Origin of the sequence: Mesorhizobium sp. BAC0120 (genome assembly GCF_033542235.1) — a bacterium.
Taxonomy (GTDB): domain Bacteria; phylum Pseudomonadota; class Alphaproteobacteria; order Rhizobiales; family Rhizobiaceae; genus JAWRCU01.
The window spans coordinates 192,982-210,373 of record NZ_JAWRCU010000012.1; the positions used below are offsets into that span (position 1 = coordinate 192,982).

Below are 17,392 nucleotides of genomic sequence, written 5' to 3' on the forward strand. Positions count from 1 at the left end.
CTGGTCGATAATGCGGTCGGTCCCAATCGCTGCCGCCAGCGAAAGTTCCCTGACAATCCACGCAACCTTTGGCGAGCAAGGCGCCCTAAGAAATTTCAGCTACGTTGGGTGCACTGCTTCGCGCGGCCAGCCCGGAGTTGCTGCCCGCCGGCATCGATGCCGAATCCCGGACGGTCGTGCGCATGCATCGTCAGCGCTGTATTGACGAGGAGGCCGTGCGCGGCGCTCCAGTCAGGCGGACCGTGCGGAGACCGCTTGTAGCGGTAAGGCCGACGGCAGCGAATTATTTCGGTGCGTATTCGGGACCCGGATTTAGGGTAGGCCCGTTTTCTCTCAAGGAGGCGCCAGTCTGAGCGGCAGGAATCCGCTAGTCATCTAAGACGCTTATTCATGGAAAAGAGCCTCGCTCGCTATATCTGGGCCACGACGCGCCTCCAGCAAGCCTGGATTCTTCTGGTCGTCGCGATCTCGATGATTCCCTATTTCCTGTCGTTTGACCTGCCCAAGCAGATCATCAACGGGCCGATTCAAGGAAACGGCTTCGAGACGCCTGACGCCACGCAAACCTTCATGCGCATTGCCTATACTTTCCCCTATCTGGGCGAGGTGGTGCTTTTCGGAGGTTTGCAGCTCAGTCGCGTTCAGATGCTGATCGGCCTCAGCATGGTGTTTCTCCTGCTCGTCGTCATCAACGGCCTCTTCAAGTTCTATATCAACACCTACAAGGGCCGCCTGGGCGAACGCATGCTGCGGCAGATCCGCTTCGAGCTGCTCGATCGGGTTCTGCGTTTCCCTCCGTCCTGTTTCAAACGGGTGCGCTCGGCGGAAATAGCGACGATGATCAAGGACGAAGTCGAGCCGTTGGGCGGCTTCACCGGCGACGCCTTCGTGCAGCCGGCCCTTCTGGGCGGTCAGGCGGCAACGGCGCTGATCTTCATTCTCATGCAGAATTTATGGCTTGGCATGATCGCGGCGGTCATCGTGGCCGTGCAGGGGATCATCATTCCCAGAATGCGCAAGCGCCTGCTCGAATTGGGGCGCCAACGCCAGCTCACGGCACGCCAGCTTTCGGGACGGGTGGGCGAGATCGTTGACGGCATCAACACCATTCACGGCAACGATACATCCAATTTCGAGCGCGCCGACATCGCGAACCGGCTTGGCCGCATTTTCGCCATCCGCTACAAGCTTTACGAGTGGAAGTTTCTCGTCAAATTCATCAACAATTTTCTGGCGCAGGTTACGCCGTTTCTCTTCTATATGATCGGCGGCATTCTCGCGCTGCAAGGCCGTCTCGATATCGGCCAGCTCGTCGCCATTATCAATGCCTACAAAGATCTTCCGGGGCCATTGAAGGAGCTGATCGACTGGGACCAGACGCGCCAGGACGTGCAGGTCAAATATGCGCAGGTGGTCGAGCAGTTCAGCGTCGACAATCTGATCGACCCGAAAATCCAGGCCGTCGAATACAAGACGGTCCCCCCTTTGCGCCATCCGCTCGTCGCTACCAACGTGACGGTTCTCGACGACAGCGGCGCACCCCTTTTGCAGCACGTCAATATCGAAATCGAGCCTGCGCAAACGGTGGCGCTGATCGGTCCGGCGGGCAGCGGCAGCGAAGTTTTCGCCGGGTTGCTGGGCCGGCTCGTCTGGCCCGATTCCGGGCGGCTCGCCATTGACGGGCACGATATTCTCGAACTGCCCGAATCCGTGACCGGGCGGCGCATCGCCTATGTGGCCGCGGACACCTATTTCTTCAGTGGAACGCTGCGCAACAATCTGCTTTACGACCTCAAGCACGCGCCTTTGACCGATGTTCGCTACGAGGGAGCCGAAGCTGCGGAGCGCCGCTGGCAGGTCATGGAGGCGAGGCGGGCCAGGAATCCCGATTTCGACCTGAACAGCGACTGGATCGATTACGGGTCCATGGGAATATCGGGGCCTGATGGACTCTACCACGCCGTGCGGCCCATTCTGGACGCCGTCCTGATGACTCAGGATATCATCGATCTGGCGTTGCGCTCGCAGATCGATACAGCAGCGTATCCCGGCCTGATCACGCGTATTGTGGAGCTCCGGCGGGCCCTGCGGCATCGGCTGGACGAAAGCGGTCTGGCTGGACTCGTCATTCCCTTCCAACCCGATGTTTACAACCTGCAGGCAACGGTGGGCGAAAATATCCTCTTCGGCGTGCTCGACCGTTCCTCGATGACGATCCGCCAGCTGGCCGCGCATCCTTTTTTCCGCGAGGTGATCATCGAGAACGAGCTCTCCACCGATCTTTTCCGCATGGGTCTCGCAATAGCCCGGAACGCTGTCGAGCTTTTCCGGGATTTGCCGCCGGACCATCCGTTCTTTTCGCAACTCGCCTTCATGCGCCCGGAGGATATCCCAGCCTATGAGGTGCTCTTGCAGAAGCTGAAGGATTCCGGCATCGAAACGGCCTCGGACGAGGACCGGGCGAATGTCATCCGCCTGAGCTTCGCCTATATCGAGCCGCGCCACAGATTCGGTTTGCTGACGGATGCGTTGAAGGCAAAGATCGTCAAGGCGAGAAAGCGCTTCGCGAAGGATATGCCGGACGACTTGCGGACGGTGATCGAGCCTTACGAGCCGGACAGGTTCATTGCGCGCGCGTCCTTGCTCGACAATCTTCTTTTCGGCAAAGTTAACCGCGGCCACGTGGATGCGGCCGAGCAAATTCGAGCGACCCTCATCCGCCTGTTCGAGAATCTGGGCCAGCAACGGTCAATTCTGTCGATCGGCCTCGATTTCGATGTCGGCTCAGGGGGCAAAAGGCTGACCAGCGCCCAGCGGCAGAAGATCAATGTCGCGCGGACTTTGCTCAAACACCCAGACTATTTGATCTGCAACCGGCCTTTGACTGCGCTGGACGAGCGCAGGCAAATTCAGATCGCTCGAAATATTATGAAGAACCGTCATAAAGATGGCCATGCGCCAGCGATAATATGGGTCTTGAGCAATTTTTCTCTCGCCAGCGATTTCGATCGGGTTATCGTATTCGATCACGGTCGTGTCGTTCAGGACGGCACTTATGACGCGCTCGCCCAAGAGGATGGGATGCTCAAAAAACTCCTGTCCTAAGATCTGCAACCAGATGGAAGTAAACGGCGAGATCCATGCTTTGCAGGCCCAGGGGCCGAATGCGGTAAAATCCACGGCTTTGCCCGCGCCTGCAAGATTTCCCACGAGGCTGTGCGTAAGTTGTGGCTAGGCAAAATCGACGTACTCGAGGCGAGAGTGAACACAATCTGAACTCAATGCGGCCTCACGCTTGGTGATGCGGTTTGTGGCCCAGGCCTGTCCACGCTTCAGGGGCATGGCCTGTGAGGAAGGACACGGAACGCGGTACCGACTCCCGTCGGATCAAGCCAGTCCAACTGGTAGCGTCCATGGCTTTGTAGGTCCGGATCCGCACCGCGCGCTTGCAAGACGAGGACAGTCCGAATGTACGGTCTCCGTGGCATTGTGGCCGGGCTGGGCGCCGGTATAACTTCTGTCCTGTTCGCATCCGCAGGCTCGGTGGCCCGGTCCGACGAGCTTTCTCTTGCGCCGACGAACATGCCGAGAGTCGGCGCCGTCGACGAACGCTTCCAATCATATAATGTCGAGATGCTCGAGGTGACGGGCGGCGCCTTTTGGAAGCCCTACAAGAGCACCGCGGATGCAGGTGACGCCAACGCAAAATCCACGCTCGCAGCGAACGTGCCGTCGGGCATGGACCCCACCATCTACCAGTATCGCCCGCCTATTGCCCTGAACAATCCGCGTCTGAGGAAATTGGCTGCGGCACTCGGACCGGCCTATGTGCGCGTCAGCGGAACCTGGGCGAATACGACCTATTTCGCGGATTCCGAAACGCCCCCTGTGAATGCGCCTGCGGGCTTCAACGGCGTGCTGAGCCAGCAGCAATGGCGCGGTGTCGTCGACTTCGCAAAGGCCGTCGATGCAAAAATCGTGACTTCTTTCGCCAACAGTCCGGGTACGCGTGACGCCAGCGGCGCCTGGACGACGCACCAAGCACGCCGTTGGATGGAATACACAAAGTCGATCGATGGCGAAATTGCGGCGGCGGAGTTCATGAACGAGCCGTCGCTGGCCGCGATGGGCGGCGCCCCCAAGGGATACGACGCGGCCGACTACGGGCGCGACTTCAAGCTGTTCAAAGCCTTTGCCGGTCAAGCGGCACCCGCCATGATGGTTCTGGGGCCGGGTTCTGTCGGAGAGACGCCGGGACCCTGGTCGATGACATATGGCAACCTGCCGGTGATCAGGACGCAAGACATGCTGGCGGCCTCTGGACCTGGGGTCGATGCTTTTTCGTATCATCACTATGGCGCCGCCTCGAAGCGTTGCGCCACAACCGGAATGCCGCAGACCACCGCCGATGCGGCGCTCTCGGAGGATTGGCTCGGCCGAACCAGCCAGACCCTGGCCTTCTACAGCGGCCTGCGCGACACCTATGATCCGGGCAAGCCGATGTGGCTGACGGAGGTCGCCGACGCGGCCTGCGGCGGCAACCCCTGGGCTGCAACGTTTCTGGACAGCTTCCGTTATCTTGACCAATTGGGCAGGCTGGCCAAGTCCGGCGTTCAGGTCGTTGCGCATAATACGCTGGCCGCCAGCGACTATGGACTGCTCGACGAGGACAGTCTGGTGCCAAAGCCCAACTACTGGGCTGCACTGCTGTGGCGAAAACTGATGGGAACCACTGTGCTCGATGCTGGGGTTCCGATCCAGGAGGGCCTCCATGTCTACGCACATTGCCAGCGCGGGGCGCCCGGCAGCGTTGCCTTGCTGGTCATCAACAACGACCGTCAAAATGAGCGCAAGCTGTCGTTGCCACAGGCATCCGAACGTTACACGCTTGATGCTGCAGATCTGCAAGACAGGAGCGTCAGGCTGAACGGCCAAATTCTCGCGCTCGGTGCCAACGACGAACTTCCGGCCATGGTAGGCAATGCGACGGCTGCCGGTATCTTGTTTTTCGCACCGGCTACCATTTCCTTTCTGACCATTGCAGAGGCGGCAAACAACGCTTGCTGGTAGCGTCAGGGTCTCATTTAGCTGACCCGATTTGATACAGCGCCACTAACCCGGCCCGGCGCGAAATGGCTGCATCCGCCAAGTTCCGGCTCGCCGGTGGACTGACCCAGGTCGACGACACGCACGCAAACGTGCCGTCGACCCGACCTTTGAACGCCACCAAGAGCACCGTCAATCAAGCGGTTGCTTTCGGTTGTGAACGGTTCCGCCGAGCGCCTTCATCCGGCTTTCAAAAACGGCCCTGTCGTCGACATTGACATCGGCAACGAGCGCCACCGTCTCCCTGCGCAGGTGACGCGACACCTCTCCCAGAATCGCTTTGCCGGTGCCCCTGTCGGTGAGTGCCGCTGATGCACCAAACACTGCACCACCCGCCGCCATGACAGCAGCTGCCAGCAATCCCACACCCAGGCCTGCCAACCCGCCGATCAGCGCGCCTGCGGCGACGACACCCAATTCCTCCTCGGACACAACGCGCATCGACAGTCTGCCCTTCTCCCCTTTTGAGACAAGGCCCGCGCCATACAACACGAGGCTGCGGTCGGCGTTGAGATCTTTCAGGGTTTGTATTCCCTGCAGCGCGCTTGCCTCGTCTGGAAAGGTGACAACGATGAACGTGCTCATGGAAGCATTCCCGATCGTCGAAAGGGATCATCGGCGGTGACCGCTGCGGACTACGTTACTCTACCGCAAACGCCGTCTTCGGGATACGCGTTCGGAGTCGGCTTCGAGTGGGAAGGCTCGAGAAGCGAGACGGAACGTGCTTACGAAGATCGGCGTAACGGTCACCCTGATCATCGGGGTGCTGACCATCGCGCATACGCTATTGAGGCCGCCGTCGCTCAAGGGGCGCACTGTCATCAAGGCAGCTGAGGCGTCCCCGTCAACAACGCTCGGCTGGTTTGCCTTGACCCCGCACTCGGCGCCAGCCCGGGAGGAGCTGGAAACCCGACACTAGTCTTAGTCAAGTGGGCGTCTTTAGCAGCCAGCCGAGTTCCCGCTCGACAGCGCGCAGGGCCTGACTGACCGGGGCCGGCTCCTTCCGGCATCCTGCCGATCAGTTCGACAGCACTTTCTTCACGGCCTCGGCGGCGTTCGCGCCATCGATAGTGGTGACGCCCTCGAGCCATGGCACGACCGTCTCCGGATGGGCCTTCAGCCAGGCGGCGACGGCGACCTTGGGCTCCTGACCCTGATCGAGGATGGCGCCCATCATTTCGTTTTCCATGTCGAGCGTGAACCTGAGATTACTGACGAACTTCGTCACGTTGGGGCATTCGCTGCCGTAGCCTGCGCGGATGTTGGTCAGCACTTCGGCACCGCCGTAGTTCGGCCCGAACCAGGCGTCACCGCCCGAGAGGTATTCGATCTTGAAGCGCGTGTTCATCGGATGCGGCGCCCAGCCAAGGAACAGGATCCATTCGTTGTTGCGCGTCTTCTTGTCCACTTCGGCGAGCATGCCCTGCTCGGAGGACTCGACCAGCTCCCAATCCTTCAGGCCGAAATCGCCCTTGTCGATCATGTCCTGGATCATGCGGTTGCCGTTATTGCCCGGCTCGATGCCGTAGATCTTATTGCCGAACCTGTCGGCGAATTTCTGCAGGTCGGCGAAATCCTTGACGCCGGCGTCAGCCACGTATTTCGGCACGGCAAAGGTGTATTTGGCACCGGTCAGATTGGTGCCGACCACCTCGATCGATTTGGCGACGAGATAGGGCTTGCGGTCGGCCTCCATGCTCGGTTGCCAGTCGCCGAGATAGACGTCGATGTCCTTGCTCTTCATGCTGGAATAGGTGACCGGGATGGACAGTATCTGCGTCTCGGGCTGATAGCCGAGCGCTTCCAGGATGAGCGACGCCGTCGCGGTCGTGGCCGTGATGTCGGTCCAGCCGACATCGGAAAATCGTACCTTCCTGCAGCTTTCGGGCTCCGCGGCCTGGACGGCACCAAGGCCGGCGAGGCTGATGGCTGCGGCTACGAAAATTGTTTTGCGCATTGGTCTGCTCCCGTTCCCCTTTCTTGGCTTCAAAATGCGAGCGGGGCGCTACCAGAGCGCCCCGCCAGTAATCTGAATGTTCTCCATCGTGATGCCCTTGGCCTGCTCGCCGCACAAGAAGGCGACGAGCGCGGCGACTTCGTCCGGCTGGATGATGCGCCGTTGAGGGTTCTGCTCAGCGATCTCTGCCATCGCAGCGGCCACACTGCGGCCCTTGCCTTCGCGCTCGACGACTTGCTCGACATTGCGCCGCATCAGCTCCGTCTCGACCCAGGTGGGGCTCACCATGATGCAGGTGACGCCATGCGGCGCCCCTTCGAGCGCCACGCAGCGCGTCAGTCCGAGCAGGCCGGACTTGGAAGCGCAATAGGCAGGGTTGTCCTTCCAGCCGACGCTGGCTGCCGTCGAGCCGATATTGACGATGCGGCCCCACTTGCGGGCGATCATGCCGGGCAGCAGCTCCCGGATCATGCGAAAGGCCCCGTTGAGATTGGTGTCGATAATCTTGAGCCAGAGCTCGTCGGAATGGCCGACGACGGGCTGCTCGGCCGTGGTCCCGGCCGCATTGACGAGGATGTCGGCCGGGCCGCAGGCGGCTTGCGCATCGGCGAGGAACTGCGTGATCGCGTCCGTGTCGCGAACGTCGAGATGTCCGGCGAACACTTGTCCGCCATGCGCTTCCAGGGCGCCGCGGATCGCCACGATCTCCGCGGGGTCGGGATAGGCAGCGGCGTCGCCGCGCCGTCCGGCGGCCTCGCTCACATAGGAGCCGACGGCGACATTGGCGCCGATCCTCGCCAGCTCATGCGCGATGGCGAGGCCTTGGCCGGTGAGGCCTCCAGTCACGACTGCGGATCGGCCGGTGAGATCAGGCATGGGTCAGCCTCCTGCATCTGGGGTCGACCCCCACTCCGGTTCGCTTCGCGAACCACCTCTCCCCCGGTCACCGGGGGAGAGGAAGCGCCGGCCGCGATGCCAGGCGCCCTTCCTCTCCCCTTTTGGGGGGAGAGGTGCCGAGCGAAGCGAGGCGGAGCGGGGGTCTGCCATGCCATCTATGATTGTCCTGCTCCCGGCTTCGGCAGGGGCCGTTTCAGCCAATCGCGATAGAAGCCTTCGAGGTCGGGCTCGAAGTCGTGCACGATCGGGTAGCCCGGAGCTGCGGCCTCGACCTCGTGCAGCGTGCCGCATTCCGGGCAGATGAATTCGCGGATCTCCATCCACTCCGGATCGGGGAGATCGCTGTTGGGATAGACCTCCCTGAGCGCCTCCTCCGTGTCGCGGACGATGATAGCTGCCTTCAGCTTCCAGTTCCTGCGGTAGTCGCCGAAGGAGTGGCCGCATTCGCACCTGGTCACCCTGCAGTCGCCGCTCTGGCAGATGAACAGGTGATCGCTGATCGGCAACAGGATCGGATCCTGCCAGCCGACACGCTCCTGAAGCACGGCCACATATTTGAAGAAGCGGTCGTCATCCTTGTAGGCGCTCATGATGCGCCGCGTCTGCGGCCATGGAAGCTGGCCCGAAACCAGATCCCGGATCACTTCCTTGCTGTAGTTGGTCATGGCGTTGCCTCCGCCGCGAACACGGTGTTCGCATCGACGTCCCAGAAATCGCTGAAGTCCTTGGCGAAGCGCGGCGAAAGGCGGATCGCGCTCGCATACATCTTCTTCACCTCGGGCGCGAAATCGGCCTTCTCGATCCGGGCGCGCTGCTCAGCCATCCAATCCGACACCGGCTTTGCTCTTGCCAGCCGCTCGGCGCGCATCTCGGCGCGGCGCCGTTTGGTGGTTTCGAGATTGGCGACGGGGAAGCCATCGGCATCTTCTTCGATCACGATTCCGAAGACGCCTTCGGCCGCTTCCTTGGTGAGGAACCCGTTCTCGACGTCCCAGGCCGTTTTCGCCGGGTCGCGCTCCAGCACGTCGCCATAGCCGCCGCCGCCGTTGTAGGAGTGGCTGAAGATGTCGCCGGCCTTATGGGGCGCGGTGATGTAGGGGCCCTCGACTGTTTCGTGCCCGCCGTGGAAGCGCATCTCGAAATCGGAATGATAGGGGTTGGTGCCGGGCGCATGCGCAAGCGGTGCACCCTTTCGGGCGAGCTCGTGGATGTTGCTGTCGCGCACGGCACGGTGCTTCTGGCAGGTCGGCGCGGGATAACCACCGCACATCCCGGCATTGTCGAAAACCCGCGAGGAATGTTCCGACGTGACCAGGCGCAAATGGTCGGTCTTGTTTACGAGCCAGGTCGAGATGAACGCAGCGCCGCCGCGATACTTGCCGGCGCCGCCGGAGTTGGGGACGATCGAACGGCCGATATAGACCATCGGCATGTTCTGTTCCCAGATCTCGATATTGCCCATGTCGGATTCCGGGTTCCAGCCGACATAGGCCGTGTCGAGCCCGTCCTTGATGGCAAGCGCTCCCGAGCCCGCCGCGGCGCACTCGAAATGCGCCATGCCGAACGGCGTGCCGTATTGGCTGGTGCCGCCCATCTCGATCATCGGACTGTTCACCTGGCCGACGAACGCCTCCTCCACGAAGCCGCGGGCGATGAAGGCGCGGGACAAGAGCCGCTGGAAAACTCCGTAGGCAGGCAGGAGCAGCGCCCAGGACGTCGCCGTCGCCACCATCTCGTTGTCCGGGTTGGTCCAGGTGCCTGCGGGCAGTTTCAGCTCGGTCGCCATCCAGGCGCCGTCATTCACCAACCCCTCGAAATTCATGTGCTGGGTCAGCGTCACGAACATGCCGCCATCCATACCGGCCGGCGTGCAGTTCATGGAATGATAGCCCCAGGGCTGCGTGCCCTCGAAGTCGATCGTGATCTTGCCGTCGGTCCCGATCTCCATCTCGATCGGGATGTTGTAGAGCCAGTCGGGGTCGCCGAGCGGCTGGTAGCCGGGCTTGCCGGCCGTGACATGGCCGTAGAAGGTGTGCCCGCGATACTTGCCGGGCACGGTGAGCTGGCGCGAGCGCGCGAGCTGGGCGCGGCGGCCCTCCTCGATGAACTCCTTCGAGACCTGCATCCAGTAGTCAAGGCCGATCTCGTCGATCAGCGCCTTCACGCTCTCGCGCATGTCGATGCAGGAGGCGACCTTGGCCTTCTCGTCGAGCACCCAGTAGATCGGCATGCGCAAATTGCGCTCGCAGCGGATGACGTAGTCGCGCCTGAGCTCGTCATTCTCGCCGACCTTCTCGGCGCAGACGAACAGCCCTTCGGTAAAGCGCTCCTGCGCCAGCGCCACGTCGCCGCCGGGCGTGATGCCGCCGGCTTCGAGCTCGTGGCACACGGCACCGGCCCAGCCGACAAGCTTGCCGCTGTGGAAGATCGGCACCACGTCCATCACGTCCGGCACCTGCACAGTGCCGATGAAGGCGTCGTTGTTGGCGAAGATGTCGCCGTCGCGTATGCGCGGGTTTTCCTCGTAGCCGTTGCGGATCATCCATTTAATGAAGCGGCTCATAGTGTGGACATGCACCATGATGCCGTTGGAAAGCGCGATTGCGTCGCCTTCCGGCGTGTAGATCGCCACAACCATCTCGCCCACCTCGCGCACGCCTGGCGAAGCCGAGATGCGTCGCGCCATTTCGCGCGCGGATACGCAATAGGCGCGCAGCTTGGTGTGCAGCGTCTCGAATTTGAGCGGGTCTTGCTTGCGCAGCTTGAGATCGGTGATGCCGTCATAGCAGCCGGTCTCTTCCATCAGCCGCTCGGATTCGAGCAGCCTTTCGCAGAGGCGGAACGCGGTGGAGGGTTTGTCCAGCATGGCAACAGACCTTTCAAGCATGCGCGTAGTGGAGCAGCGTCCACTCGTCGACCGACACGCGATCCTGCGGATGGACGACGAGCGTGGTGGCGGGATGCTCGATGATGGCAGGGCCGACGACCTCATGGCCGGGCTGCAGCAGGTCCATCTCGAAGAGGTCAGCCTTATGCCAGCGGCCGCCGATATAGGCCTCCCGCCGGCCCTTGTGCGCGGAGGCGGGATCGGATTTCCCAAGCGGCCGCTTCACCAGCACCGGCTTCACCTTGTCCGCGGTGGCGATCAGGCCGAGTTCGGTGATCGAGAAGCCGGCCTCGCCATAGCGGGAAACCCGGTGGTTGACCTTTGCGTAGACAGTCTCGAACTCGGCGATGATCTTGCGCATGTCGTCGGCCGATTGAACTGCCGATAGCGGCGCCATCACCTCGACGTCTTCGAGCTGGCCCGTATAGCGCATCATCAGGAAGGGCACGGTCCTGATCTTCTCGCGCGCATGGCCGTCGGCGATCATCTCGGCGACCGCCGCCTTCGTGAGATCGTCCCATACGGCGGTGACCCGCTCGCCGAACTCCGCCAACGCCGTCTCGCCGGCCCGTGTCGGAATGTCGATCTGGGTCGAGACGGAGTGCCGGCGCATGAAGTCGGCAGTCGTGCAGCCGAAGGCCGAGAAAGCAGCCGCGAACTGGAAGGTGATGATGTCCTTGAAGCCGATGCCTTTCGAGCAGCCGGCGAGATGCAGCGGCCCCGAGCCGCCGTAGGAAAGTAGCGTGAACTCGGAAGGGTGGATGCCCTGGCCGGAAATCACGCGCCGCAGAGCGTTGCTGGCGTCCGCCTCCAGCATGTCGATCATGCCTTCGGCGGCCTCCTCCACGCCGACGCCCAGCACGTCCGCGCATTTCTCCTTGAAGGCGGCGCGCGCCTTTTCGACCTGCAGCTTGACCTTGCCGCCAAGGAAATAATCGGGGTTGAGCCGGCCGAGGATGGCGTCGCAGTCGGCGATCGTCGGCTCCGTGCCGCCCTTGGCGAAGCAGATCGGACCGGGGTCGGAACCGGCGCTTTCCGGCCCGAGCGAAACCTTCCTGGTCAGCGGGTCGACCTTGAGGATCATGCCCGCGCCGGCGCCAATCGTGTCGAGATGCAGTGTCGGCACGTTGAGCTTGAAGCGGTCCATCAGGGGCTCGTTCTCGATCCGCGTCTGGCCACGCGTGATGACGCCCATATCGAAGGACGTGCCGCCCATGTCCGAGCAGATCAGCGAGTCGTTACCGATCAGCCGGCCGACATAGGCCGCGCCCAGAATGCCGCCGATCGGGCCGGAAATCATGGTCTCGTGCAGGCGCGGATGATTGATCGAGGTCAGCCCGCCAAAGGAGAGCAGCGTCTGCACGCCGTATCTGAAGCCGTATTTCTTCGAGATGTCCTCGATACCCCTAAGCTGCTTACGGCCCCGTGCCGTGGCGTAGGCCTCGATCAGCACAGAGTTCAGCCGTGACTGCTCGCGGATAACGGGGCGCACCTCATGGCTTGTGTAAATGCCGATCTCCGCGCCCGCCGCTTCGACCTCCCGGCGGCAGATCTCGGCAATGCGCTTCTCATGCACGGGATTGACGTGCGAGAAGATCGTCATGATGCAGATGGCGTCCACCTTGTCGGCGATCAGCTTCTTGGCGGCGGCATGCACCTCGTGCTCGTAGAGCGGCAGCACGATGTCGCCGAACTGGTCGATGCGCTCGGTGACGCCATGCGTGCGCCGGCGCGGCACGAGCGGATCGGGATGATGATGGGTGACCGCATGCAGCCGGTCGGCGTAGGAATAGTCCGCCCAGGCCTGCAGGCCGCGGCCCATCAACACCATGTCCTCCATACCCCTGGTCGTGATCAGCCCGAGCTTGCGGCCGGTCCGGGAGAGCAGGGTGTTGAGCATTCCCGTGCCCGAATAGAGCACCACGTTGACGCCCGAGAACAGCTCCTCGAGCGAGATGCCCCAGGCATCTGCCGCGTCCTCGGCCGAGGCAATGAAGCCTTCTGCCTCGTTCCTCGGCGTGGTCGCCGACTTGCCGATCTTGAAATGGCCGTCGGCATCCACGAGGATCGTGTCGGTCATGGTGCCGCCGGCGTCGATGCCGATAACGATGGGCTGGGTCACGGTCGCCTTTCCGGATCTTTCCAGTTTGAGACCAGCCTAGATTCCGGCAGCGCGCGGGCGCCATATGCCTAAAGACACAATGACAGCCGGCAATGAATATCCAACAAGACGTCATGCGCGCGGGGAAGATATGGGAGCCGATGGCCAGGGCCATCGCCGCGACAGGTACCGACGAGCACGTTGACCGTCTCATCGACCTGATCGGCGCCGACATCCACCACGATCTCGTAACCGTGACGCGCTATTCGGCGACCAGGAAGCCGGAATTTGTGAAGCACCGGCGCTTCTCCGACGAAATGGTGCGGAGCTACCTGGAGAACTACTACGTCTTCGACCCGTTCTATGCCTCCTGGCGGCGCCAGCGGCGCCTGGGCATCATGCCGCTGCGGGCACTGGCCGACGATGAGGTGAAGCGCGGACAGTACATCGCCGGATTCCTGGCGCAGTCCGAGATCGTCGATGAGGTCGGAATCCTGCTGGAGGACGGCGGAGACTGGTGCCTCGGCATCTTCCTGGACCGGTCGACGAAGCCTTTCCGGGATGCCGAGATCAACGAACTCAACGACCGCTACCCGGTCTTCGCCGCCCTGCATGCACTCGATATCCGTGCCCGCGGATCGGATTTTTCGCGGACATCTGCGCCAGATGGACCAGGTGCGACGCCGCGCAAGGAGCCCAGCATTCCCGCTGGACTCTGGCCGGAACTGAGCGCGCGCGAGCGGCAACTGGTCCAATTGATCCTGGCTGGCCATCCGACAGCGACGATTGCCGAACGCCTCGGAATTGCGGTTGGAACGGTCAAGAACCATCGCCGGCGGATCTACGAGAAGCTCGACATCACCACCGAGCGGGAACTGTTTCTGCAGTTCTTCGAATTCAAGACGTGATTGCGCCATAAGCAGTCATTGGCCCCGCGCAAGGGCTATGCTATGCGGCACGCTCACAGAGACCCCGACCATGACGATGACCGACGACGCAGCCCGCGCATCCTTGCCGGCTGCGATACACCCCGCACTCGCTGCCGCCCTCGCGGCGAAGGGCTACAGCCAGCTGACGCCCGTCCAGGTGGAGATGGCGACTGGAGACCACCGAGAGGCTGACCTGCTGGTCTCGGCTCAGACCGGCTCTGGAAAGACGGTCGCCTTCGGCATCGCAATCGCCTCGACCCTGCTTGGAAGCGCCGAACATTTCGACGCAGCCGGCCGGCCACTCGGCCTCATCATCGCGCCGACGCGCGAACTCGCGATGCAGGTGCAGCGGGAACTCGACTGGCTCTACGCGGCGACGGGCATGATGACTGCGACCTGCGTCGGCGGCATGGACATGCGCAAGGAGCGCCGTGCGCTGGAGCGAGGATCGCATCTTGTCGTTGGTACGCCGGGGCGCTTGCGCGACCATATCACCAAGGGCGCGCTGGACCTTGGCGCGGTACGCGCCGTGGTGCTCGACGAGGCCGACGAGATGCTGGACCTCGGTTTCCGTGAAGACCTGGAATTCATCCTCAGCGCAGCCCCGTCGGAGCGCCGGACGCTGCTGTTCTCGGCGACGGTGCCGCGCGGCATCGCCGAGCTGGCAAAAATTTTCCAGAGGGATGCGGTGCGGATCGCAGCGACCGCATCGACAGAGCAGCATGCCGACATCGAGTACCAGCTGATGCTGGTGCGGCGCGACGAGCGCGAGCACGCCGTGATCAACACGCTGCTCGATTCTGACGCCACCAGCGCATTGGTGTTCTGTCATACGCGCGAGGCGGTTCGTCACCTCACAGCGCGCCTCGCCAACCGGGGTTTTTCGGTCGTCTCGCTCTCAGGCGAGATGGCGCAGTCCGAGCGGTCGAACGCGCTGCAGTCGATGCGCGACGGCCGGTCGCATGTCTGTGTGGCTACCGACGTCGCCGCGCGCGGCATCGACCTGCCGAACCTCGATCTGGTGATCCATGCCGACGTGCCGAGCAACCCCGCGACGCTGCTTCATCGCTCCGGCCGGACGGGCCGCGCCGGCCGCAAGGGCATCTGCGTGCTCATCGTGCCCGAGAACAGGCGCGGCGCTGCGCAACGTGTGCTCGCGCTGGCCAAGCTGACGGCCACCGTGCGTGCGGCGCCGGCGATTGCCGAGATCGAGGCACGCTACCGCAGGCAGATCCTGGACACCGCGGTTTCCGCTGGAGAGCCCGATGAGGCAGAGGCGGCCTTCGTCAACGAACTGCTTGCCCAGGTCGCTCCGGAGCGGATCGCGGCCGCCTTCCTGCGCCAGCAGCTCGCCGCCCGGCCCGTGCCGGAGGACCTTTCTCCGCTGCCGGTCGGCGACATGTCAGCCAGGAAGCCGAAGCGCGAGAGGCGGTTTGAGGAAGAACGCGGCCCGTCGCCGGCTCGCGAGCCGCGTGGTCCGGATATGGAAGGCGGCGTCTGGTTCACCATTTCGCTCGGCCGCAAGCAGCGCGCCGATCCGAAGTGGCTGCTGCCGATGATCTGCAAGGCGGGCGGTGTGACGAAGCGCGACGTCGGCTCGATCAGGATCGATGACACCGAGACCCGCTTCGAGATCTCCGCCGAAAGTGCTGCGGATTTTGCGCAACAGATCAAGCGCCCTGGCGGCGTGGAAAGGGGGATCGTCATCGCGCCGGCTGGCGAGATGCGCGAAAAACCTCGGCAGGCGAAGCCGAAATTCAAGCGGGACGGCAAGCCGTTTCACAAGCCGGCGCACGGAGGCAAGGCCGCAACGGCGGAGCGGCGCCCAACAGGCAAGCCCAAGGTCAGAAAGCCGAAGGGCCGCGCCTGACGCCGGTCAGCTCCGCAGGCCCGGCGCCTCCCGACCCGTGCTCTCGACATATTCCGTGTAGCCGCCGCCATACGTTTGCAGGCCGTCCGGTGTCAGTTCCAGCACGCGGTTGGATAGGGCGGCAAGGAAGTGTCGATCATGGCTGACAAAAAGCATCGCGCCCTCGAAGCGCGACAGAGCCTCGATTAACATCTGCTTCGTAGCAATATCCAGATGGTTGGTGGGCTCGTCGAGAACGAGGAAGTTCGGTGGATCGAAGAGCATCTTGGCCATCACCAGCCGCGCCTTCTCCCCACCTGACAACACGCGGCACTTCTTCTCGATCTCGTCACCTGAGAAACCGAAACATCCGGCCAATGCGCGCAGCGGTGCCTGACCTGCCTGCGGGAATGAATCCTCCAGGGATTGCAGCACCGTGCGATCGCCATCGAGCAGTTCCATCGCATGCTGCGCGAAATAGCCCATCCGCACGCTCGGGCCGCGTGCAACGGATCCCTGGTCCGGCTCCGACTCGCCCGCAACGAGCTTCAGCAGCGTCGACTTGCCGGCACCGTTCACACCCATCACGCACCAGCGCTCGCGCCTGCGTATCTGGAAGTCGAGGCCTTCATAGATCTTTCGAGTGCCGTAGCTCTTGTGGATGTTCTTCAACGTTGCCACGTCCTCGCCCGACCGCGGCGCAGGCTGAAACTCGAAGCGGACCGTCTGCTGGCGCTTCGGTGGCTCGACCTTGTCGATCTTTTCCAGTTTCTTGACCCGGCTCTGGACCTGTGCCGCATGCGATGCACGTGCCTTGAAGCGCTCGATGAATGCAATCTCCTTGGCGAGCATGGCCTGTTGGCGCTCGAACTGCGCCTGCTGATGCGCCTCCGCAACGGCGCGTTGCTGGCGGTAGAATTCGTAGTCGCCGGAATAGGATGTTAGCGACCCGCCATCGATCTCGACGATCTTGCTGACGATGCGGTTCATGAACTCACGATCGTGCGACGTCATCAGGAGCGCGCCGTCGAACCCCTCGAGGAAATTCTCGAGCCAGATCAGGCTCTCGATATCGAGATGGTTGCTCGGCTCGTCGAGCAGCAAGACATCAGGTCGCATCAGCAGGATTCTGGCCAGCGCAACGCGCATCTTCCACCCGCCGGAAAGCTTTTCGACGTCGTAGTCCATCATTTCCTGGCTGAACCCCAGGCCGGCGAGCACCTCCCGCGCGCGGCCGTCGATCGCGTAGCCGTCGAGCTCGTCGAAACGGCCCTGCACGTCGCCATAGCGCGCGATCAGATCGTCCATTTCGTCGCCGCGGTCGGGGTCGCCCATGGCTGCTTCCAGCTCGGCCATCTCGGCGGCGAGCGCGCTTACCGGTCCGACGCCGTCGATCACTTCGTGCACGGCGCTCCTGCCGGACATGTCGCCGACGTCCTGGCTGAAATACCCGATAGTGACGCCGCGATCGACGGACACCTGTCCCTCGTCCGGCAGTTCTTGGCCGGTGATCATGCGGAAGAGCGTGGTCTTGCCCGCACCGTTCGGTCCCACGAGCCCAACCTTCTCGCCGCGCTGGAGCGCTGCCGAGGCTTCGATGAAGACGATCTGCTTGCCGTTTTGCTTGCTGATATTTTCGAGGCGGATCATGATTTTCCGATGAGTT

At 62.7% G+C, this 17,392-nt stretch carries 12 protein-coding genes; 5 read left to right on the plus strand and 7 right to left on the minus strand.

Annotated elements, in window-relative coordinates:
- Positions 1-390 precede the first annotated feature (390 nt).
- Together SAZ10_RS24315 and SAZ10_RS24320 are read left to right on the plus strand one after the other, a co-directional pair.
- Positions 391-3,105, plus strand: coding sequence for an ABC transporter transmembrane domain-containing protein (locus tag SAZ10_RS24315; RefSeq protein ID WP_318611975.1), 2,715 nt, complete (start codon positions 391-393; stop codon positions 3,103-3,105).
- Positions 3,106-3,633: 528 nt separating this feature from the next.
- Positions 3,634-5,070 carry a hypothetical protein gene (locus SAZ10_RS24320; RefSeq protein WP_318612002.1) on the plus strand — a complete coding sequence of 479 codons (1,437 nt, stop codon included), beginning with the start codon at positions 3,634-3,636 and terminating at the stop codon, positions 5,068-5,070.
- 168 nt (positions 5,071-5,238) lie between these two features.
- Here SAZ10_RS24320 and SAZ10_RS24325 read toward each other — a convergent pair whose 3' ends face one another.
- Positions 5,239-5,691 (minus strand): hypothetical protein, encoded by a 453-nt coding sequence (locus SAZ10_RS24325; protein ID WP_318611976.1) that lies wholly within the window; start codon positions 5,689-5,691, stop codon positions 5,239-5,241.
- A gap of 136 nt (positions 5,692-5,827) precedes the next feature.
- Here SAZ10_RS24325 and SAZ10_RS24330 point away from each other — a divergent pair, with 136 nt between their 5' ends.
- A complete protein-coding gene (locus tag SAZ10_RS24330; protein ID WP_318611977.1) occupies positions 5,828-6,025 on the plus strand; it encodes a hypothetical protein in 198 nt (65 codons plus the stop codon).
- 99 nt (positions 6,026-6,124) lie between these two features.
- On the opposite strand, the gene SAZ10_RS24335 is transcribed toward SAZ10_RS24330, so the two are convergent.
- The 5 genes from SAZ10_RS24335 to SAZ10_RS24355 form a co-directional block, all read right to left on the minus strand.
- Positions 6,125-7,063, minus strand: coding sequence for a choline ABC transporter substrate-binding protein (locus SAZ10_RS24335; protein ID WP_318611978.1), 939 nt, complete (start codon positions 7,061-7,063; stop codon positions 6,125-6,127).
- 48 nt (positions 7,064-7,111) lie between these two features.
- Positions 7,112-7,939, minus strand: a complete 828-nt coding sequence (locus SAZ10_RS24340; protein WP_318611979.1) for an SDR family NAD(P)-dependent oxidoreductase — start codon at positions 7,937-7,939, stop codon at positions 7,112-7,114.
- A 176-nt stretch (positions 7,940-8,115) separates the two neighbouring features.
- Complete coding sequence (locus SAZ10_RS24345; RefSeq protein ID WP_318611980.1) at positions 8,116-8,625, minus strand: acetone carboxylase subunit gamma; 510 nt, start codon at positions 8,623-8,625, stop codon at positions 8,116-8,118.
- Positions 8,622-10,826, minus strand: a complete 2,205-nt coding sequence (locus SAZ10_RS24350; RefSeq protein ID WP_318611981.1) for a hydantoinase B/oxoprolinase family protein — start codon at positions 10,824-10,826, stop codon at positions 8,622-8,624. The genes SAZ10_RS24345 and SAZ10_RS24350 overlap by 4 nt, the downstream gene beginning before the upstream one ends.
- Positions 10,827-10,839: 13 nt before the next feature.
- Positions 10,840-12,969 carry a hydantoinase/oxoprolinase family protein gene (locus tag SAZ10_RS24355; protein WP_318611982.1) on the minus strand — a complete coding sequence of 710 codons (2,130 nt, stop codon included), beginning with the start codon at positions 12,967-12,969 and terminating at the stop codon, positions 10,840-10,842.
- A 113-nt stretch (positions 12,970-13,082) separates the two neighbouring features.
- Here SAZ10_RS24355 and SAZ10_RS24360 point away from each other — a divergent pair, with 113 nt between their 5' ends.
- Together SAZ10_RS24360 and SAZ10_RS24365 are read left to right on the plus strand one after the other, a co-directional pair.
- Positions 13,083-13,856: a helix-turn-helix transcriptional regulator gene (locus SAZ10_RS24360; RefSeq protein WP_318612003.1), complete on the plus strand. Its 774-nt coding sequence runs from the start codon at positions 13,083-13,085 to the stop codon at positions 13,854-13,856.
- 70 nt (positions 13,857-13,926) lie between these two features.
- Positions 13,927-15,747, plus strand: a complete 1,821-nt coding sequence (locus SAZ10_RS24365) for a DEAD/DEAH box helicase (RefSeq protein WP_318611983.1) — start codon at positions 13,927-13,929, stop codon at positions 15,745-15,747.
- A 6-nt stretch (positions 15,748-15,753) separates the two neighbouring features.
- Here the strand turns inward: SAZ10_RS24365 and SAZ10_RS24370 are convergent, their stop codons facing one another.
- The gene (locus SAZ10_RS24370) at positions 15,754-17,376 is read right to left on the minus strand and encodes an ABC-F family ATP-binding cassette domain-containing protein (RefSeq protein ID WP_318611984.1); all 1,623 of its coding nucleotides are present in this window, start codon (positions 17,374-17,376) and stop codon (positions 15,754-15,756) included.
- Positions 17,377-17,392 lie beyond the last annotated feature (16 nt).